This window comes from Microbacterium sp. CFBP 8794 (genome assembly GCF_014841235.1).
GTDB lineage: Bacteria > Actinomycetota > Actinomycetes > Actinomycetales > Microbacteriaceae > Microbacterium.
Genome location: NZ_JACYTT010000003.1, coordinates 359817 through 379083, shown reverse-complemented (window position 1 = coordinate 379083; position 19267 = coordinate 359817). Strand labels below are relative to the sequence as shown.

The following is a 19267-nucleotide window of genomic DNA, read 5'->3' as shown; positions in this document are numbered from 1 at the left end:
CACCCACGCCGCGCCCACGCCGCGCCGCCCGCGCCGCGCCGCCGTGTCGGCGCCCGCACCCCGCCCGCGCCGCCGCCCCACCGCCCACACACACCACAACGCCGCCGCAACCGAAGCTGCGACGGCGTCGACCGTGAGGCGAGGGCTCAGTGGAAGAAGTGACGCTCCCCCGTGAAGAACATCGTCACGCCGGCCGCGCGGGCGGCGTCGACGACCTCGGCATCGCGCACCGAGCCACCGGGCTGGATGATCGCCGAGATGCCGGCGTCGATCAGCACCTGCGGGCCGTCGGCGAAGGGGAAGAAGGCGTCGGATGCCGCGATGGAGCCGGCTGCCCGGTCACCGGCGCGCTCGACGGCGAGGCGGCACGAGTCGACGCGGTTGACCTGGCCCATGCCGATCCCGACGGTGGCCGAACCCTGGGCGAGCACGATCGCGTTCGACTTGACGGCGCGGCAGGACTTCCACGCGAAGATCAGGCTCTCCATGTCGGCCTCGGCGGGACGCTCGCCCGAGACGAGCTCCCAGTTCTTCGCGACCGATTCGATGTCGTCGGGGAAGCGGTCGGCATCCTGCAGCAGCAGGCCGCCCGACACGAGCCGCACGTCCATGCGCTCCTGCTGCCAGTCGGCGGGCAGGCTCAGCACGCGCAGGTTCTTCTTGAGCTTGAACACCTCGAGCGCTTCGGGTTCGAAGTCGGGGGCGATGATGACCTCGGTGAAGATGTCGCGCAGGTTCTCGGCCATCTTCAGCGTGACCGTGCGGTTCGCGGCGATGACGCCGCCGAAGGCCGAGACCGGGTCGCACTCGTGGGCGCGCAGGTGTGCCGAGGCGATGGGGTCGAGGGCGTTGGGCGCGGCGACGGCGATCCCGCACGGGTTGGCGTGCTTGATGATCGCGACGGCCGGCTTCACCATGTCGAAGGCGGCGCGCAGGGCCGCATCGGCGTCGACGTAGTTGTTGTACGACATCTCTTTGCCCTGCAGCTGCGTGGCCTGGGCGATGCCGTGGCCACCGACGCGCGAGTAGATCGCGGCGCGCTGGTGCGAGTTCTCGCCGTACCGCAGCGTCGACAGGCGCTCGGCCTGGATGGTCAGGTGCGCGGGCAGGTCGATGTCGTCGGCGAGGGTGCCCTCGGCGAACCAGGTCGACACGGCGGTGTCGTATGCGGCGGTGTGCGAGAACGCGCGGGCGGCGAGCTCGCGGCGCTGCACGAGGTTGGTGCCGCCCTGGGACTGCAGGGCGTCGATGATCGCGGGGTACGACTCGGGCGAGACGACGATGGCGACGTTGGCGTGGTTCTTGGCCGCGGCGCGCACCATGGCGGGACCGCCGATGTCGATCTGCTCCACGACGTCGTCGCCCTCGGCACCGGATGCCACGGTCTCGACGAACGGGTACAGGTTGACCACGACCAGCTCGAACGGGCGGATGTCGAGCTCCTCCAACTGCGCCTCGTGCGAGGCCAGACGCAGATCGGCGAGCAGTCCGGCGTGCACCTTGGGGTGCAGCGTCTTCACGCGACCGTCGAGCGACTCGGGGAAGCCGGTGACGGCGGCGACGTCGACGACGTCGTAGCCGGCGTCGCGGATGGTCGAGGCGGTCGACCCGGTCGAGACGATCTCGACGCCGGCGGCGGCGAGGGCTTCGGCCAGCACCAGCAGGTGGGTCTTGTCGCTCACCGAGACCAGCGCCCGGCGGATGGGGACGACGTCGCGGGGGCGGTAGTCGGCGGGGTCGTGGCGGGGTCCGGCCATGGCTTTCGGCTCCTGTGTCTCGAGTCGGATTCGGGTGCACGACGGGCCGGGGCCCGGCGGGCGGGTCAGGCGGTTCGGGATGCCGGGGCGGCGAGGTCGAGGTCGCCCTCGGCGATGCGACGGACGACGTCGATGAGCAGACGTCGTTCGACGGGCTTGATGCGTTCGTGCAGGGCGTCTTCGTCGTCGCCGGCCAGCACGGGGATGCGCTCCTGGGCGAGGATCGGCCCGGTGTCGACGCCGGAGTCGACGACGATGACGCTGGCTCCGGTCTGCGTCACGCCCGCGGCCAGCGCGTCGCGCACACCGTGCGCGCCGGGGAACTCGGGCAGGTACGCGGGGTGCGTGTTGATGATGCGGGGTTCCCACTCGGCGACGAGGTCGGCCGGCAGGAGCCGCATCATGCCGCTCAGCACGACGAGGTCGGGCTGCCAGACGGCGAGCTGTGCGCCGAGTTCGGCGCCCCACTGCTCGCGGGAGGCGAAGGCGCTGTAGGGGACCAGGAAGGTGGGGATGCCGAAGTGCTCGGCGTGCGCGAAGCCGTCGGCCTCGCGATCAGCGCCGACCGCGACCACGCGCGCCGGGAAGTCGGGGGCGGCAGCCGCCTCGAGCAGGGCGCGGAGGTTGGAGCCGGTGCCGGAGATGAGGACGGCGACCGTGAGCACGCGCTCAGTCTACGCAGGTGCGTCGGAGCCCGTGGAGCCGCGGGGCGGGCGACGCGGGGCGACCGGCATCGGACGCTCCCGTCAGCGTCGACCCGCGGGACCCTTGTCGCCGTCGTCGGGATTCGCCCAGGCGGCGCGGATGCGCGCGCGTACCTCGTCGTCGTCGAGCGCGGTCGACGGTGCGTGATCGGCGTCTTCGGGGCCGCGGTACGCGCTGGGCCAGACGTCGGAGGCGATGCCGGTTCCGGGCGCCGACACGAGGGGCGCGGGGCCGGTCGCGTGCTCGTCACGGTCGAAGGGAACGTGGGCGCGGGGCGAGAACGACGATTCCGGAGTCTCGTCGCGCTCGTCTCGGACGCGCGGGGGAAGGTCGTCGGCGGCGGCACCGAAGCGGGGGCTCAGCAGCAGGATGGCGAGCCCCAGCAGCACCTCGAGACCGAGGGCGAGGGCGAGGGGTCCGGGCTGCGGGCCCGTGTCGGCGAGGCGACCGGGTCCGAGCGAACCGGCCGAGACGATCGCGGCGAGCGCGCCCGCACCACCCGTGAGCGCGGCGACGACGACCGTGAGCGTCAGCCGGGGGCCGATCGGTTCGGGGTCGGTGGTCACCGGCATCCGGGAGCGCAGGATCCAGCCGGTGAGGGCTCCGACGCCGATCGGCAGTAGCACGAGCAGCAGCAGCCACGACGAGGTCGAGTCCGGCACCGCGCCGAGCACGGGGATGCCGGGGAGCGCACCGACCTGCGTGGCGGCCGGGGTGATGGCGGTGTCGGTGCCCAGCGCGAACCCGGGGCCGGCGACGAACGACACCGCCCACAGCACCAGGGTCGGCAGGTACATGAGCTGGCCGAGGGCGATGACGGTGGCGCCGATGGCATCCGCGTTGCTGGCCTGGTAGATGCCGATCACCTGCGTCGAGCGGGCGATGAGCCCCACCACCACGACGATCCCGCCGACTCCCACGAGGCCCAGCGTCGTGAGTGCGAGACCGCGCAGCGCCAGCGCGGGCACCGTCGCCCAGGCGCCGGGCAAGCGCTCGACCCGTTCCCGCAGGGCGTCGATGGGTCCGTCGTCGCCGACCCGCCACGCTCCGACGATCGCGCCGACGAACGACGGCACCAGGAACAGCAGCGACGGCAGCAGGATGGCCAGCCAGGTCTCGGATGCCACGAGCGCGGCGTTTCCGGTCAGGGTGACGAGGGTCGCGATTCCGGCGAAGACGACGGAGCCCGAGAGCCAACCGGTGAGCGCGGCGCCGGCCTCTCCCGCGCGGGCGCCCGAGCGGGCGGCGAACAGGGCCGTGAACGCGGCGAACGCCAGGGGCGCGAGCGACAGGGTGAAGCTCGCGAACGAGGGATCGATGCCGGTGGCGGCGAGGTAGGTGTCGGGCAGCGTCACCGTGATCGGCACGAGATGGCCGAGGTGCCAGACCGCGGCGGTCGTGGGCCACAGGGCTCCCCAGTCGGGGCTTCCCACGCCGACCACCCACAGCAGCGCGAGGGGGGCGAGGACCACGGCGATACCGCCCGCGGCGGCCAGGATGGCGTCGAGAGCGGCCAGGAGGGCGACGAGAAGGCGATGCATGGGCGATTGTGAGCGTACCCGCGTCGGCTCGGCGCACCTTTCAGGCGCGGCGGCGAGGGCGCACTCCGCGCGGCGTCGTTGCGCGTCGACGCCTCCGCGGGCGACCGTCCGCACGCAGTCCGGAACCGCGGCGCGGCGGCGTCCCGTACACGCTCACCGACGGCACGACCGGCGTGCCTCCCGCGCCGTCACCCGTGGGCGAGCGTCTCCCCCGCGCGCGCCGCACGCGCCGACGCCCACCGCTCCCACACGACCCGCGCCAGCCGCGGATCCGCTCCGATGGGTGCGCTCGTCAGGTCGGCGCCGGCCTTCTCGATCACGCGCGAGAAGTGTCCCGGCGCGAGCACGTAGCTCGCCGCCACCGTCGGCCGTCCGGCGGCGCGCGCCGTGTGCACGGCATCCGGGATGCGGGGTTCGGATGCCGCGGCGTACGCGGTCACGACGGGCCCGGCGATACCGGCCTCCGTCAACAGCTCGGCCATGCGCTCCACGTCGACGACCGCCCCGGGGCGCGTGGAGCCGGCCGCGGCCAGCACGACGGTGTCGTCGACGCCCGCTCCGGTGGCGCGCACGCGGTCGACGAGGATCTCGGCCAGCACCGGGTGCGGACCGAGCGCGGGGGCGATGGGCAGGCCGTCGGCGGCGTCGACGAGGTCGACCTCGGTGTGGTACCCGGTCGACAGCAGCAGCGGCACGATGACGATGTCGGAGGTGCGCTCGCGCGCGGCGGCGACGACGTCGGTGACGTAGGGCGCGTGCACGTCGACGTAGGCCTCGTGCACCTCGACGCCCTCGGGGGCGGTCTCGCGCAGCACGTCGAGCAGGGCGCGCACGACGACGCGGCCCTCGTCGAAGCGGGTGCCGTGGGCGCAGGCGATGAGAACGGCGGTCATCGATCCTCCTCGTCGATCACGTCGATGCGGTAGCCGCGCTTGTAGACGGTGCGGATCAGGTCGAGGTCGCCGAGCGCGTCGCGCGTGCGAGCGACGGCGACTTCGACCGCGTGCCCGCTGGATTCGGCGCTCGAGAGCGCGGCGACGAGGTCGGCCCGCGACACCACGGCGCCCGGCACGCGGGCCAGGGCCCGGAAGATCTCGACGCCGGTGCGCGGAAGCGGGGTCAGGACCCCGTCGACCACGATCCCCGACGAGCGGATGCCGAGCTGCCCCGACGTCGTGGGGATGACCCGCGCGTCGACGCCGCCGTAGTGCGTGACGACGGCGCGCACGAGGGCGCCCAGACGTCCGCGGTCGGGCACGAGGGGGTCGATCCCCGCCTCGATCAGCGGGGCGGCGGTGATGGGTCCGACGGCCGCCACCAGCACGTGGCCGTTGCGGGCCCGGGATGCCACTCCCTCGAGCGCCTCGGCACGCTCGGCGGCGAGCAGCCACTCGCGTGCCGCGGGAGCCGAGGTGAAGAGCACGGCGTCGATCTCGCCGCGCGCGACCTGGCGGGTCGATGCCGCGACGACCTCGGGGTCGGGGGGTGGGCCCCAGCGGTAGATGGTGAGGCTCATGACGCGGGCACCGGCCGCCTCGAACGCTTCGTCGAGGCCGTCGGCGCCGGAGCCGTGGTGCTGCACGGCGATGTGCAGCCCGTCGAGGCCTTCGGCGACGAGGAAGTCGCGCAGTTCGGCCGCCGTCTCGCTCTCGGCGACCCAGTCGGCCTCGAATCCGGCCTGCTGGATGGCGCCGCGGGCCTTGGGTCCGCGCGCCACGATGCGGGCGCGGTGCAGCACCGTGGCCAGCTCGTCGTGCACGCCCGCCTCGTCGGCGGTCTCCATCCAGGCGCGGAAGCCCACGCCCGTGGTGGCGACGACCACGTCGGGCGGGTCGGCGACCAGCTGTCGCGTCTGGGCGATGAGCTCGTCGTCGTCGACGTGCGGCACGATCGTGAGCGCCGGGGCCACGCGCACGCGTGCCCCGTGCCGTTCGAGCGCGGCCGACAGCTCCCCCGACCGACGGTCGACGGGAAGCAGCACCGTGCACCCCTGGAGCACCGTGCTGATCGTCCGCGCGGGTGTCGTCACCCGATGCCCTCGCCGTGCGCCGCGGCGACGGGCACCGCCGCCGCCGGCAGCAGCAGGTCGGCGCGGGCGACCTCGCCGAACACGAGCACCGCGGGGTTGGCGAGGCGGTGGGTCTCGGCATCCTGGATCGCGGTGCCGAGGGTCGTGCGGATGGTGCGCTGCTGGGGCGTGTGGCCGTTCTCGACGAAGGCGACGGGGCGGGTCTCGGGAGCACCGGCGGCGCGGGCCGCCGACACGAAGCGCGCCAGCGCGCTCACACCCATGAGGGCGACGACCGTCGCGGTGTCGTCACGGAGCGCGGCGAGGGTGGCCTCGCTCGGGGCATCCTGACCGTTCACGACGTGAAGCGTACCGGCCACACCGCGATGCGTCACGGGGACCCCCGCCGCCGCGGGAACAGCGACGGCACTGGAGATGCCCGGAACGACCTCGACCGGAATGCCGGCGGCCCGGCACGCGATGACCTCTTCGCCGCCGCGACCGTAGACGAACGGGTCGCCGCCCTTGAGCCGCACGACCCGCAGGCCCTTCGCCGCGCGGTCGACGATGATCGCGTTGATCTCGTCCTGCGGCACGGGGTGATGCTGCGGGCGCTTGCCCACGTCGACCAGCTCGACGTCGTCGCCGAGCTCGGCGAGCACGCCGGTGGGCCCGAGCCGGTCGTGCACGACGACGTCGGCTTCGGCCAGCAGCGCACGGGCGCGCACCGTCATCAGGTCGATGGGGCCGGGGCCGCCGCCGACGAGCGCCACGCTCCCCACGAGCGGGCGACGTCGACGGCGGAGCGGAAGGGCGCCCTCGGCGAGGCGCTGGGCGATCGCGTCGCGGACGGCGACGGTGCGACGCGGGTCGGCGCCGGCGGTCGAGACCACGCCGACCATCACGTCGCCGCTGGTGGTCTCGGCCGCCAGGCGCGCGGTGCCCCGGCCCCCGTGCCCGGCGTTGACGCACCACACGCGTCGCTCTTCGGCGGCGTCGACGACGACGGCGTCGATGGCCGCGTCGCCGGTGGCGGTGTGGCAGAACCAGGCGTCGTCGAGGTCGGAGGCCGCGAAGGGGCGCGCGTGCCACTCGATCGCACCCGACGCCGCGAGGGCGCTCAACCGCTCGGTGGCGACCGGGGCGACGAGCCGCACCCGCGCTCCGGCGGCGCGGAGCCGGGCGATGCGCCGTTCCGCGACGCTCCCCGCCCCCACGCACACCACGAGACGGTCGGTGAGGTCGAGTCCTGCGAGAGCGATCATCGGGGATCTCCTTCTGCGGCGGGGACGGCGGGGACGATTCTGACGAGCACGTCGCCGTCGCTGACGGCGACGGGGTGCACGCGCACGGTCAGCGGGGCTTTGCCCTGCGTGTCGAGGCAGGCGCCGGTGCGCAGGTCGAACACCTGCTTGTACATCGGCGAGGCCACGGTGGGAACCCCCGCGCGGTCGCCGACGATGCCGCGCGCCAACACGGCCGCACCGCTGAACGGATCGATCTGGTCGGTGGCGTAGATGCGGCCGTCGAAGGTGCGGAACAGCGCGATCTGGTGGCCGTCGACGAGGGCGGCGACACCGCGCTCGACGAGCAGATCGTCGACGCGGCAGATGCGCGTCCAGCCGGGCGCGGGCGCCGGAGTGGTGGACAGCGCAGTGGTGGGCGGCGCAGCGGCGGGGGTCTCGGCATCCGGGGTCATGGCATCCGTTTCCGCGGTCTCGACGATCGTCATGCGCGCACCGCCAGCGTCGTCCCGCCGATGAAGACCGCCCCCGACGAGCGCTCCTCGTCGGTGGCGGGGCGGGGCTGTCCGCGCTCCGCGACGTACGCGAGCGAGGGGTCGGCGACCTCGGGGGCGTTGACGAAGCTCTGGAACCGCTTGAGCCTCTCGGGGTCGGCGAGGGTCGCCGCCCACTCGTCCTCGTAGTTGTCGATGTGCGCGGCCATGGCGCGGTCGAGGTCTTCACCGATGCCGAGCGTGTCGTCGAACACGACGCCCTTCAGCGCGTCGAGGCCCCCCTCGTAGTCCTCCATCCACGGCGCGGTGCGCTGCAGCCGGTCGGCCGTGCGGATGTAGAACATGAGGAACCGGTCGATGGCCTGCAGTAGAGCGTCGTCGTCGAGTCCCTCGGCGAACAGCACCGCGTGCCGCGGGGTGAAGCCTCCGTTGCCGCCGACGTACATGTTCCAGCCGGCCTCGGTGGCGATGATCCCGACGTCCTTGCCGCGGGCCTCGGCGCACTCGCGCGCGCAGCCCGAGACGCCGAACTTGATCTTGTGCGGCGAGCGCAGGCCGCGGTAGCGCAACTCGAGCTGCACGGCCATGCCCACCGAGTCCTGCACGCCGTAGCGGCACCACGTCTGTCCGACGCACGACTTCACCGTGCGCAGCGACTTGCCGTAGGCCTGCCCCGACTCGAAGCCCGCGTCGACCAGGCGGCGCCAGATGTCGGGCAGCTGATCGAGGCGGGCGCCGAACATGTCGATGCGCTGGCCACCGGTGATCTTCGTGTACAGCCCGAAGTCGCGGGCGACCTCGCCGATCACCACGAGTCCCTCTGGAGTGATCTCGCCGCCCGCGATGCGCGGGACGACGCTGTAGCTGCCGTCGCGCTGGATGTTCGCCATCACGTGGTCGTTGGTGTCCTGCATGGTCGCGAGCTCGCCGTCGAGCACGTGACCGGAGTACAGACTCGCCAGGATGCTCGCCAGCGCCGGCTTGCAGATGTCGCAGCCGCGGCCGGTGCCGAAGCGCTCGACGATCGAGGTGAAGGTGCGCAGCTCCGACACCCGCACGGCGTCGAAGAGCTGCGCGCGGGTGAACGAGAAGTGCTCGCACAGGCCGTTCGACACTTCCTTTCCGGATGCCGCCAGCTCGGTCGCCACGAGCTTCTTCACGAGCGTGAAGCACGAGCCGCACGCCGCCCCCGCCCTCGTGCAGGCCTTGACCTCGGCGGCATCCGCGCAGTCGTGCTCGGTGACGGCGTCGCGCACGGTGCCGGCGGTGACGCCGTTGCACGAGCAGACGATGGCGTCGACGGGCAGGTCGCCCTGCGGGGCGGGCGCGAGATCCGACGGCATGAGGTACGCGGCCGGATCGCCGCCCAGAGCGCGACCGACCAGCGGACGCAGCGACGTGTACGCCGAGGCGTCGCCGACCAGGATGCCGCCGAGCAGCGTCTGCGCGTCGTCGCTCAGCACGAGCTTCTTGTACACGCCCGACACCGGGTCGGCGTAGGTGACGTCGAGGGCGTTCGGCGTCTCGGCGAACGCGTCGCCGAAGCTGGCGACCTCGACACCCGAGAGCTTGAGCTTGGCCGAGGTGTCGAAGCCGTCGAACTGGGCCTCGCCGCCGAGCAGGCGGGTCGCGGCGACCTCGGCCATGGCGTAACCCGGGGCGACGAGGCCGATGCACTGGCCGTCGAAGCTGGCGACCTCGCCGATCGCCAGGATCGAGGGGTCGGAGGTGTCGCAGCCCGCATCGATCACGACGCCGCCCCGGGCATCGACCCGCAGTTCCGCGACGCGGGCGAGTTCGTCACGCGGGCGCACGCCGACCGTGAACACGACGATGTCGACGGCCTCCCACGTGCCGTCGCGCAGCTCCACGCCGCACACGGCGCCGGAGGCATCGGCATCCACCCGGGTCGTCACCGAGCTCGTGCGCACCTCGATGCCGCGGGATTCGATGAGTCGCTGCAACGCCTTCGCGCCGCCCAGGTCGAGCTGGGCCGACATGAGGCGCTCGTTCGACTGCAGCACGAACGGCGCGACGCCCTCGGCCTGCAGGGCACCGGCGGCCTCGAGGCCGAGAAGGCCGCCGCCGACGACGGCGCCGCGCAGGGGACGGCCGAGCTGCGCCGAACGCCGCGCGACCCAGTCGCGCATCGCGACGACGTCGTCGAGCGTGCGGTAGACGAAGCAGCCACGGTGGTCGAAGCCGTCGAGCGCGAGGCGGGCGGCGTACGAGCCGGTGGCGAGCACGAGACGGTCGTAGTCGTAGGTCGACCCGCCCGCGGTGGTGACGGTGCGCTTCGCACGGTCGATGGCGGTGACACGGGCGTCGGTGTGGACCCGCACCCGCTCGTGCTCGAGCACCGCGGGGTCGAGCGAGAGCTGCTCGGGGCTCTTGCCGGTGAAGTACCCGGTCAACCCCACGCGATCGTAGGGCCCGCGGGCCTCGTCGCCGAGGACGGTGACCGACCAGCGTCCGTCGGTGTCGCGCCGGGTGAGACTCTCGACGAAGCGGTGCGCCACCATGCCGGCCCCCACGACGACGACCGAACCGGATGTCGCGGGGTGGAGCATGTCGTCACCGTACGCGGCGGACTTTGCGCGGCGGTCAGCGGCGTGTTTCGCGCCGGTTGCGGTGTGTGAGCGGGCCATGCCCCGACGCTAAGCAGCGGACGTTTCCCCCGCCGTCGCGCGGGCGTTACCCCCGGCGAACGTTTCTCTCACGCGGCGGCGGTGTTCATGTGAGGTTTGGCTCCCCGGCATCCGTCGCCCCTCCCCCTCTCCTCCCCCCGTTGAGTGTCCAAGACACGCCGCATCCCCTCGGGGCGCAGCGGCGTGTCTTGGACACTCAACACTCTGGGGCGGCGGCGCGAGGCCGGGCAGCCGCGCACGCGCGAGCCCTCTCGAGCGGCGACGCAGGGCGCGACCGCCCCTCGGCGTCCGAGGCGGCCGCGAGCATCCCTCGAGTGTCCAGAACACGCCGCATCCACCGCGAAGGCAGCGGCGTGTTCTGGACACTCAACGCCCCCGGGGCAGCCGCGCAGGCGCGACCGCGGCGGGGGCCACCCGAGCGGGCGTCAGTCGACCGGCGTGAGCACGAACAGCTCGATGCGCCGCTCAGTCTTCTTCTGGTACTCGTCGTAGTCGGGCCAGACCTCGGTCGCGTAGCCCCACCACTCGTCGCGCTCGGCCCCCTCGGCCTGGTGCGCGTCGTACTCCTTCTTCACGCCGCCGTCCTGCAGGGCGACGCGGGGGTTCTTCACGAGGTTGTAGAACCACGCGGGGTGTTCCGGGGCCCCACCCTTGGATGCCACGACCGCGTACTTGCCGTCGTGCTCGACGCGCATGAGGGCGGTCTTGCGCAGACCCCCGGTTTTGGCGCCGACGGTGGTGAGGACGATGATGGGTACGCCCCGCATGTCGGCGGACTCCTGGCCTCCCGAGGCCTCGAACGTCTCGGCCTGCTGGCGGGCCCATTCGCTGGTGCTGGGTAGATACTCTCCTGAGAGTGACATAGCTCACACGATACGTCGGCGTCTTCCCCTCCGGTCCAGTCCCTCCCCCTTTTTTCTGGAGCCTTCATGAGCGATTCCGCTCCCGAGACCACTGCTGCCACCGCACCGAAGAACCGCCTCGACCGGTTCTTCGAGATCACCGCCCGCGGCTCGACCGTCGGCACCGAGATCCGCGGAGGCGTGGTCACCTTCGTCACGATGGCGTACATCGTCATCCTGAACCCGATCATCCTGTCGGGAACCCCCGACGTCGCCGGCAACGCCCTGGGCTTCCCGCAGGTCGCCGCGGTCACCGCCCTCACAGCCGGTGTCATGACGATGCTGTTCGGCCTCGTCACGCGCCTGCCGTTCGCGTTCGCGGCGGGTCTGGGCATCAACTCGTTCCTGGCCGTCGGCATCGTCGGTCAGGTCACCTGGCCCGAGGCCATGGGCCTCGTCGTCATCAACGGCCTGATCATCGTGCTGCTGGCCGTCACCGGACTCCGCCGCATGATCTTCGAGGCGGTTCCCCTCGCGCTCAAGACCGCGATCACCGTCGGCATCGGCCTGTTCATCGCGTTCATCGGCTTCGTCGACAGCGGCCTGGTCACCTCGACCGGCCTGAGCTCGCCCCCGGTGGGCCTCGGTGTCGGCGGCTCGATCACCACGGTCCCCACCGCCCTGTTCGTGCTGACCCTCGTCATCACCGCCGTGCTGCTCGTGCGCAAGGTCAAAGCCGCGCTGCTGATCGGTCTGCTCTCGGGCACGGTCATCGCCGTGATCGTCGAGGCCGTCTTCGGTCTCGGCGCGCGCGCCGACGGCAACCCCGGCGGCTGGGGTCTGAGCGTTCCGACGCTCCCCGCGCAGTGGGTGAGCCTTCCCGACCTCGCGCTCGTCGGTCAGGTCGACCTCGTCGGATCCTTCGGCCGCATCGGCGTGCTCGCCGCCCTCATGCTGGTCTTCACCCTCGTGTTCACGAACTTCTTCGACGCCATGGGCACGATGACCGGCCTGTCGCGCGAGGCGGGTCTCGCGGCCCCCGACGGCACGTTCCCGCGCCTGCGTTCGGCGCTGGTCATCGAGGGCATCGGTGCCGTCGCCGGCGGCGCCACCTCGTCGTCGTCGAACACCGTCTTCATCGAGTCGGGATCGGGCATCGGCGAGGGCGCGCGCACGGGCCTGGCCAACGTCGTCACCGGCGGACTGTTCCTGCTCGCGATGTTCTTCACGCCGCTGACGAGCATCGTGCCCACCGAAATCGCGGCCGCGGCCCTGGTCATCGTCGGCGCACTCATGATGGGGCAGATCCGCCACGTCGACCTCAGCGACATGTCGGTGCTCATCCCGGTCTTCCTCACCGTGACCGTCATGCCCCTGACGTACTCGATCGCGAACGGCATCGGCGCGGGCTTCGTCAGCTGGGTGCTCATCCAGGCCCTGTCGGGCCGCGCCCGCCGGGTGAGCCCGCTGCTGTGGATCGTCGCCGCCGGCTTCGTCGTCTTCTTCGCCCGCGGCCCGGTCGAGGCGCTTCTGGGCTGAGCCCCGCGCTCGTGAGGGGCCCGGATGCCACGGCATCCGGGCCCCTTTTTCGTCGCCGCTGCGCCGTCGGACGTATCCGCGGCATCGAAACCGCACGCGTTTGCCGATGACGCACCCGTTCGGCGCCAATCCGATGCGGTCTCGGCAATCTCGTGCGGTCTCGCGGGGTGCATACTCCGACGCCTCGCCGCGCCCCGCCCCACACCAGCCGCCGGACACGCGAAAGGGCCCGGATGCCATGGCATCCGGGCCCTCAGGAGAGTGCTGCTTACAGGCTCTCGATGATCTCGCGCATCAGCGAAGCGGTCTCGGACGGCGTCTTGCCGACCTTGACACCGGCGGCCTCGAGGGCCTCCTTCTTCGCCTGTGCCGTGCCGGCCGAGCCCGAGACGATGGCGCCGGCGTGGCCCATGGTCTTGCCCTCGGGGGCGGTGAAGCCGGCGACGTAACCGACGACGGGCTTGGTGACGTGCTCGGCGATGTAGGCGGCGGCGCGCTCTTCGGCGTCTCCGCCGATCTCACCGATCATGACGATGGCCTTGGTCTCGGGGTCGGCCTCGAACGCCGCGAGGGCGTCGATGTGCGTGGTGCCGATGACCGGGTCGCCGCCGATGCCGATGGCGGTCGAGAAGCCGAGGTCGCGCAGCTCGAACATCATCTGGTACGTCAGGGTGCCCGACTTCGACACGAGGCCGATGGGTCCCTTGCCGGTGATGTTCGCGGGGGTGATGCCCACGAGCGCCTCGCCGGGCGTGATGATGCCGGGGCAGTTCGGCCCGATGATGCGGGTCTTCTCGCCCTTGCTCTTCGCGTAGGCCCACGCCTCGGCGGTGTCGCCGACGGGCACGCCCTCGGTGATCACGACGAGCAGCGGGATCTCGGCGTCGATGGCCTCGACCATCGCGTCCTTCGTGAAGGCCGGGGGCACGAACGCGATCGACACGTCGGCGCCGGTCTCGCGGATGGCCTCTTCGACCGAGGCGAAGACGGGCAGCTCGACGTCGTTGCCTGCGGCGTCCTTGTGCGAGACGGTGGTGCCGGCCTTGCGGGCGTTCACTCCACCGACGACCTGGGTGCCGGCCTTGAGCATGAGGGCGGTGTGCTTGGTGCCCTCGCCGCCGGTGATGCCCTGGACGATGACCTTGGAGTCTTTGTTGAGGTAGATCGACATGTCTGGTGTTTCCCTATCCCTTACGCGTTGGCCAGTTCGGCGGCCTTGTCGGCGCCCTCGTCCATACCGGCGGCGAGGGTGACGAGCGGGTGGTTGGCGGCGGCGAGGATCTCGCGGCCTTCCTCGACCTGGTTGCCGTCGAGGCGCACGACGAGCGGCTTGGTCGCGGTGTCGCCCAGGATCTCGAGGGCCTTGACGATGCCCTCGGCCACGGCGACGCACGACGTGATGCCGCCGAAGACGTTGACGAAGACGCTCTTGACCTGCTCGTCGCCGAGGATGACGTCGAGACCGGCGGCCATGACGGTCGCCGAGGCGCCGCCACCGATGTCGAGGAAGTTGGCGGGCTTGACGCCACCGTGGTTCTCGCCGGCGTAGGCGACGACGTCGAGGGTCGACATGACCAGGCCCGCGCCGTTGCCGATGATGCCGACCTGACCGTCGAGCTTGACGTAGTTGAGGTCGTGCTGCTTGGCCTTGGCCTCGAGCGGGTCGGCCGCGTCCTTGTCTTCCAGCGCCTCGTGGTCGGGGTGGCGGAAGCCGGCGTTCTCGTCGAGCGAGACCTTGCCGTCGAGGGCGATGATGTCGCCGTCTTCGCTCTGGATGAGGGGGTTCACCTCGACGAGCGTGGCGTCCTCGCCCTTGTAGACGTTGAAGAGCTTGACGAACACGTCGGCCACCTTGGGGGCCAGCTCGTCGTCGAACTTCGCAGCCTTCGCGATCTCGAGCGCCTTCTCGGGCGTGATGCCCTCGATCGGGTCGACCTCGATGCGCGCGAGCGCCTCGGGACGCTCGACGGCGAGCTCTTCGATCTCCATTCCCCCCTCGACGCTCGAGAGCGACAGGTAGGAGCGGTTGGAGCGGTCGAGCAGCACCGAGAAGTAGAACTCCTTGGCGATGCGGGCGCCCGCTGCGACCATGACGCGCTTGACGACGTGGCCCTTGATGTCGAGGCCGAGGATGGCCTGGGCCGCCTCGAATGCCTCTTCGGGGTTCTTGGCGACCTTCACGCCGCCGGCCTTGCCGCGGCCTCCGGTCTTGACCTGAGCCTTGACGACGACCACACCGCCGAGCTTCTCGGCAGCCGCCTTCGCCTCCTCAGGGGTGTCGGCGATGATGCCGGCGAGTACCGGCACCTCGTACTTTTCGAACAGGTCACGTGCCTGGTACTCGTAGAGATCCACGGACAATCCTTCGCTGGGCGATCGGTGGTGGGAGAAGACGAAGTCTCTCGATATCAAGAGATCTCGCCAGTCGACAACCCTACTAGACGGGGGTGAAGGAGCCCGACCCTTGCACCTCCGAAGGGAGGGGGGCAGAGGTGACCCGACCGCTCACCGCCTCACTTTCGCGGACGCACCACGAGCCACGCGACGACGGCCCCGACGATTCCGAAGACGAGGCCGAACGAGATCCCGAACCCGACCCCCACCGATGGCACGAGCAGGCCGACGATCGGTCCCGCGATCATGCCGACGACGACTCCGATGATGACGTAGCGGGCCAGACCCGCGTCTCGCGATGCGCGCTCACTCATGCGCCGAAGCTACCGACGGTCACCGCCGTGCGGCAGTGGTTGACGCATCGTGCCGTCCTGTGGATGGGCGTCCTCTCGCCGGTCGTCGTCTAGATCCAGCCCCGCTCGCGCGCGTGGATCGTCGCCTGCTGCCGGCTGGCGAGCCCGAGCTTGCCCAGCACCGACGAGACGTGATTGCGCACCGTTCCCGCCGACAGGTGCAGGGATGCCGCGATCTCGGCGATCGTCTCACCGCGGGCGCCCGCCCGCAGCACGTCGAGCTCGCGGTCGGTGAGGGGGCTGCGTTCGTCGCTCAGGGCGTCGGCGGCGATCTCGGGGTCGACGTATCGGCGCCCCGCCGCGACCTCGCGGATCACCGCGGCCACGTCATCCGCGGGGCGGGACTTGGGCAGGAACCCGTCGACGCCCGCACCGAGCGCCCGCCGCAGCACGCCGGGTCGCGCGTGCCGCGTGACGATCACGCAGCGCGAGGGCACGCGCCGCAGAATGCGCGCGGCCGTGTCGACGCCGTCGAGTCCCGGCATCTCGAGGTCGAGAAGGCACACGTCGGGCCGCAGTCGGTCGGCTTCGGCGATCGCGCTCTCGCCGTCGCGGCACTCGGCGACCACGTCGAGGTCGGGCTCGAGGCGCAAGAGGGCGGCGAGCGCCGTGCGGATCATGTCCTCGTCGTCGGCGATGAGCACGCGGATCACGCCATCACCCCCTCGGGCACCCGAACGGTGACCCTGAATCGATCGCCGGAGTGCCCGGCATCCACTGTTCCCCGCACGCGGCCGACGCGGTCGGCGATACCGTCCAGACCGCTGCCGCCCGTGCCACGTACCTCGCGCACGTCGTTGTCGATGGTGAAGACCCATTCGCCGTCGTGGTGCATCAGAGCGAGGGATGCCGAGACCCCACCGCCGTGCTTCAGCACGTTCGTCGTGCACTCGCGGATCACCGGGCCGAGCACGTCGGCCGGGGCGTCGGCGGCGTCGGGGGCGACCGACAGCTCGACGCGCAGCCCCGCGGCGCGCAGCAGGTCGGCGGCGTTGGCGAGTTCGTCGGGCAGGGGCACACCCCGGAAGCGGGTGGCGAGCTCGCGGGTGCCGCGGCGGGCTTCGTCGACGCTGGTGCGTGCGAGGCGCACCTGTTCGACGGCGGCCGCGGGGTCGCGGGCGAGCATCTTCTCGGCGAGTTCGAGCTGCAGCGCGATCACCTGCAGGTGGTGGCCCTGAAGATCGTGCAGGTCGCCGGCGAGACGCAGGCGCTCCTGGGCGGCGGCGAGACGCCCCTCGGCGCGGCGAGCGCGGTCGAGTTCGCGCACGATGTCCCACCACCACAGCGACGTCGCCGTGAGCGGCGGCAGCATCGCCAGGAACAGGCCCACGCCGAAGGCATCGGCGACGTATCCGGCGGGGTTGAGCCGGGTGACCTCGATCACCCACGCCGCGACGATGACGACGATCAGCAGCACCACGAGACGCATCCGGATGCCGGCACGCCAGCGCACCAGACACAGTGTCTGCGCTCCGAGGACGACGGCGAGCAGCAGAGACCCGGCCGCCGCCCCCGTGACACCGCCGAACACGATGCCGGCGATGACCAGCGGCCAGACGGGCCGGTGGCCCGAGACGTCGCCGATGTCGAGCGGTTCGCGGCGGTAGCGCGCCATCAGCAGCAGCGAGACGGCGACCGACCCGAGGCCGCCGACGATGAACAGCACGATGGCGGGAGTCGACGCCCTCAGCACCATGAGCAGGGTCCAGATGGACAGCCCGAACACCTGGAACCCGGCGATGGACGCGGCGGTGTACCACCACGTGACCCGCACGTCGCGGGCGAACGTCGACGCGGGCGGGGGCGCGGGGAGGGGGCTCGTCACACCGGCCACAGTACGTCCATGACATTCGTCACGGGTGGAGCGCCCGGCGCCCCACCCGCCCTTCGATCAGCCTTTCGGTGTCCGACGGCTGCTGTGGCGGTTGATCGCGTAGAAGATCGGTGTGAGGACGACGAGGATGCCGAGAGCGCCGGCCAGGATGTAGGTCGTGTCGTGCTGGAAGATCAGTTCGACGATCACGTATCCGAGCGCCGCGGCGAGCGCGCTGTAGAAAGCCTTGAGCCACTGACGCGGTGCGGACGGGGCGGCGGGGTTGTCGGTCATGGTGCACTCTCCTTGGGGTTTGTCCGAACGTATCGAGAATTCCGCCGTCGCCCCAACGCCCACGCTCCCGCCGCGCCGCCGGGCGCATGACATTCGTCACGGGTCGATCGGCGCATCCTCCCGCCCGGCCATGACACCGCGACACTGCCGCGGAGACGCCGCTCCCGATGGGATGGGATCACCGCGGAACACGCCGCGACTCATCCCCCAGGAGTCCTCATGTCGAACCCCGTCTCGGATCTCATCCTCGGCTTCCAGGGCCTCGTCGCCGACGTGCCCGACCTCGTGCAGCCGCTCATCGTCGCCCTTGCCGGCGCCGTGCCGTTCATCGAAGGAGAGGGTGCCGCCGCGATCGGCATCGTCGGTGGCATCCACCCGGCCGTCGCGGCCATCGCCGGCGCGATCGGCAACCTGATCTGCGTCGCCGTCGTCGTGTTCGCGACCTCGCGCGTGCGTACGGCCGTCACCACCCGTCGCGGAGCCGTCGAGAAGCCCCTGACCGCGCGCCGCCAGAAGTTCGAGAAGGCTTACCACCGCTACGGAACCCCCGGCGTGAGCCTGCTCGGCCCCCTGCTGCTGCCCACGCAGTTCACCGCTGCCGCCCTCACCTCGACCGGTGTCTCGCCCCTGCGCGTGCTCGCCTGGCAGGCCGCCGCGATCGTGCTGTGGACCACGGTCATCACGCTGATCCTCACGGGCGTTCTGCGGGCGGTCGCGTGACGCAGACTCCGGATGCCACTCCCCCGGCAGCCGTCGACATCGCCCCCCGTTTGACTTCGAGCGCGCTCGAACTTCTAGCCTGCTCGTGTGATGAAGGACGAAGACGGCCTGAGTGTCGCCCAGATGGCCGAGGCCACCGGGGTGACCGCCCACACCCTGCGCTACTACGAGCGGGCGGGGCTGATCCGCCCCGTGGCGCGGAACTCCGGCAATCACCGGCGGTACTCCGCTGTCGACGTCGAGTGGGTGCGCTTCCTGCTGCGGCTTCGGCAGACGCACATGCCGATCGCGCAGATGCAGGACTACGCAGCGCTCCGAGAGCAGGGGCCGACGACGACAGCTCGCCGCCTCCGGCTCCTGGAGGCGCATCACGCCGAGCTGCGGGAGCAGATCGCTCGCCTGCAGACCCACGAGCAGGCCCTGGTCGAGAAGATCGCGGTCTATCGCCGAGGCCTCGCCTCCCCCACCGCGAACGAACCGACAGGAGTGGACGCACGATGACCGACACGACGCAACGACAGCAGCGCTTCGCGCGCGGCAAAACGGTGCTGGATGCCATCGACGGCGAGGCCGGCGCGAACGTCATCGAGGCGTTGGGCGAGGTGTCTCCCGAGCTGGCCCATCAGGTCGTGGCGTGGGGCTTCGGTGACATCTACTCCCGATCCGGGCTCGAACCCCGCGACCGGCAGCTCGTGACCCTCGGCATGCTGACAGCGCTCGGCGGCTGCGAGCCGCAGCTCGAGGTGCACGTGAACGCCTCGCTCAACGTCGGGCTCACGCCGCAGCAGATCGTCGAGGCCATGCTGCACGCCGCGGTGTACTGCGGTTTCCCGCGCGCCCTCAACGCCACGTTCACCGCGAAGAAGGTCTTCGCGGAGCGGGGGTTGCTGCCGGTGGAATGAGGCTCCCGCTCGC

The 19267-nt window shown here is 71.6% G+C and carries 19 protein-coding genes; 4 read left to right on the top strand and 15 right to left on the bottom strand.

Annotated elements, in window-relative coordinates; translation table 11 throughout:
- Positions 1-146 precede the first annotated feature (146 nt).
- The 9 genes from purH to IFU19_RS09240 all read right to left on the bottom strand — a co-directional run bounded on the left by purH (position 147) and on the right by IFU19_RS09240 (position 11260).
- Positions 147-1757, bottom strand: a complete 1611-nt coding sequence (gene purH, locus IFU19_RS09280) for a bifunctional phosphoribosylaminoimidazolecarboxamide formyltransferase/IMP cyclohydrolase (protein WP_055834207.1) — start codon at positions 1755-1757, stop codon at positions 147-149.
- A gap of 65 nt (positions 1758-1822) precedes the next feature.
- Positions 1823-2422, bottom strand: a complete 600-nt coding sequence (gene purN / locus IFU19_RS09275) for a phosphoribosylglycinamide formyltransferase (protein WP_055834203.1) — start codon at positions 2420-2422, stop codon at positions 1823-1825.
- A gap of 81 nt (positions 2423-2503) precedes the next feature.
- The gene (locus IFU19_RS09270; protein ID WP_192013505.1) at positions 2504-4003 is read right to left on the bottom strand and encodes a cell division protein PerM; all 1500 of its coding nucleotides are present in this window, start codon (positions 4001-4003) and stop codon (positions 2504-2506) included.
- Positions 4004-4191: 188 nt separating this feature from the next.
- Positions 4192-4896 (bottom strand): sirohydrochlorin chelatase, encoded by a 705-nt coding sequence (locus IFU19_RS09265; protein WP_055834197.1) that lies wholly within the window; start codon positions 4894-4896, stop codon positions 4192-4194.
- Positions 4893-6032 carry a uroporphyrinogen-III synthase gene (locus IFU19_RS09260; RefSeq protein WP_191915838.1) on the bottom strand — a complete coding sequence of 380 codons (1140 nt, stop codon included), beginning with the start codon at positions 6030-6032 and terminating at the stop codon, positions 4893-4895. Before IFU19_RS09260 ends, IFU19_RS09265 begins: the two co-directional genes overlap by 4 nt.
- Positions 6029-7276 carry a uroporphyrinogen-III C-methyltransferase gene (gene cobA / locus IFU19_RS09255; RefSeq protein ID WP_191915837.1) on the bottom strand — a complete coding sequence of 416 codons (1248 nt, stop codon included), beginning with the start codon at positions 7274-7276 and terminating at the stop codon, positions 6029-6031. Before cobA ends, IFU19_RS09260 begins: the two co-directional genes overlap by 4 nt.
- Positions 7273-7743 carry a nitrite reductase small subunit NirD gene (gene nirD / locus IFU19_RS09250; RefSeq protein ID WP_191915836.1) on the bottom strand — a complete coding sequence of 157 codons (471 nt, stop codon included), beginning with the start codon at positions 7741-7743 and terminating at the stop codon, positions 7273-7275. The genes cobA and nirD overlap by 4 nt, the downstream gene beginning before the upstream one ends.
- Positions 7740-10319, bottom strand: a complete 2580-nt coding sequence (nirB, locus tag IFU19_RS09245) for a nitrite reductase large subunit NirB (protein ID WP_191915835.1) — start codon at positions 10317-10319, stop codon at positions 7740-7742. Before nirB ends, nirD begins: the two co-directional genes overlap by 4 nt.
- Before the next feature lie 503 nt (positions 10320-10822).
- Entirely contained in the window at positions 10823-11260 is a 438-nt protein-coding gene (locus IFU19_RS09240) for a nitroreductase family deazaflavin-dependent oxidoreductase (protein ID WP_191915834.1), read from the bottom strand.
- A gap of 66 nt (positions 11261-11326) precedes the next feature.
- Between IFU19_RS09240 and IFU19_RS09235 the strand changes: the two genes are divergently transcribed.
- Entirely contained in the window at positions 11327-12778 is a 1452-nt protein-coding gene (locus IFU19_RS09235) for an NCS2 family permease (protein WP_055834182.1), read from the top strand.
- A gap of 268 nt (positions 12779-13046) precedes the next feature.
- Here IFU19_RS09235 and sucD read toward each other — a convergent pair whose 3' ends face one another.
- From sucD to IFU19_RS09205, 6 genes are all read right to left on the bottom strand, one after another.
- Positions 13047-13949, bottom strand: a complete 903-nt coding sequence (sucD, locus tag IFU19_RS09230) for a succinate--CoA ligase subunit alpha (RefSeq protein ID WP_055834180.1) — start codon at positions 13947-13949, stop codon at positions 13047-13049.
- Positions 13950-13969: 20 nt separating this feature from the next.
- Positions 13970-15133, bottom strand: coding sequence for an ADP-forming succinate--CoA ligase subunit beta (gene sucC / locus IFU19_RS09225; RefSeq protein WP_055834177.1), 1164 nt, complete (start codon positions 15131-15133; stop codon positions 13970-13972).
- 158 nt (positions 15134-15291) lie between these two features.
- Complete coding sequence (locus IFU19_RS09220; protein ID WP_192013504.1) at positions 15292-15486, bottom strand: hypothetical protein; 195 nt, start codon at positions 15484-15486, stop codon at positions 15292-15294.
- An 89-nt stretch (positions 15487-15575) separates the two neighbouring features.
- Positions 15576-16178 (bottom strand): response regulator transcription factor, encoded by a 603-nt coding sequence (locus IFU19_RS09215; RefSeq protein ID WP_055936389.1) that lies wholly within the window; start codon positions 16176-16178, stop codon positions 15576-15578.
- Positions 16175-17350: a sensor histidine kinase gene (locus tag IFU19_RS17040; RefSeq protein WP_055835870.1), complete on the bottom strand. Its 1176-nt coding sequence runs from the start codon at positions 17348-17350 to the stop codon at positions 16175-16177. The genes IFU19_RS09215 and IFU19_RS17040 overlap by 4 nt, the downstream gene beginning before the upstream one ends.
- A gap of 66 nt (positions 17351-17416) precedes the next feature.
- Complete coding sequence (locus IFU19_RS09205) at positions 17417-17632, bottom strand: hypothetical protein (RefSeq protein WP_055936386.1); 216 nt, start codon at positions 17630-17632, stop codon at positions 17417-17419.
- Positions 17633-17851: 219 nt separating this feature from the next.
- Here IFU19_RS09205 and IFU19_RS09200 point away from each other — a divergent pair, with 219 nt between their 5' ends.
- The 3 genes from IFU19_RS09200 to IFU19_RS09190 all read left to right on the top strand — a co-directional run bounded on the left by IFU19_RS09200 (position 17852) and on the right by IFU19_RS09190 (position 19254).
- On the top strand, positions 17852-18352 hold the full coding sequence (locus IFU19_RS09200) for a hypothetical protein (protein WP_055834165.1): 501 nt from the start codon (positions 17852-17854) through the stop codon (positions 18350-18352).
- 90 nt (positions 18353-18442) lie between these two features.
- The gene (locus IFU19_RS09195) at positions 18443-18853 is read left to right on the top strand and encodes a MerR family transcriptional regulator (RefSeq protein WP_192013503.1); all 411 of its coding nucleotides are present in this window, start codon (positions 18443-18445) and stop codon (positions 18851-18853) included.
- Positions 18850-19254, top strand: coding sequence for a carboxymuconolactone decarboxylase family protein (locus IFU19_RS09190; protein ID WP_192013502.1), 405 nt, complete (start codon positions 18850-18852; stop codon positions 19252-19254). Before IFU19_RS09195 ends, IFU19_RS09190 begins: the two co-directional genes overlap by 4 nt.
- Positions 19255-19267: the final 13 nt, after the last annotated feature.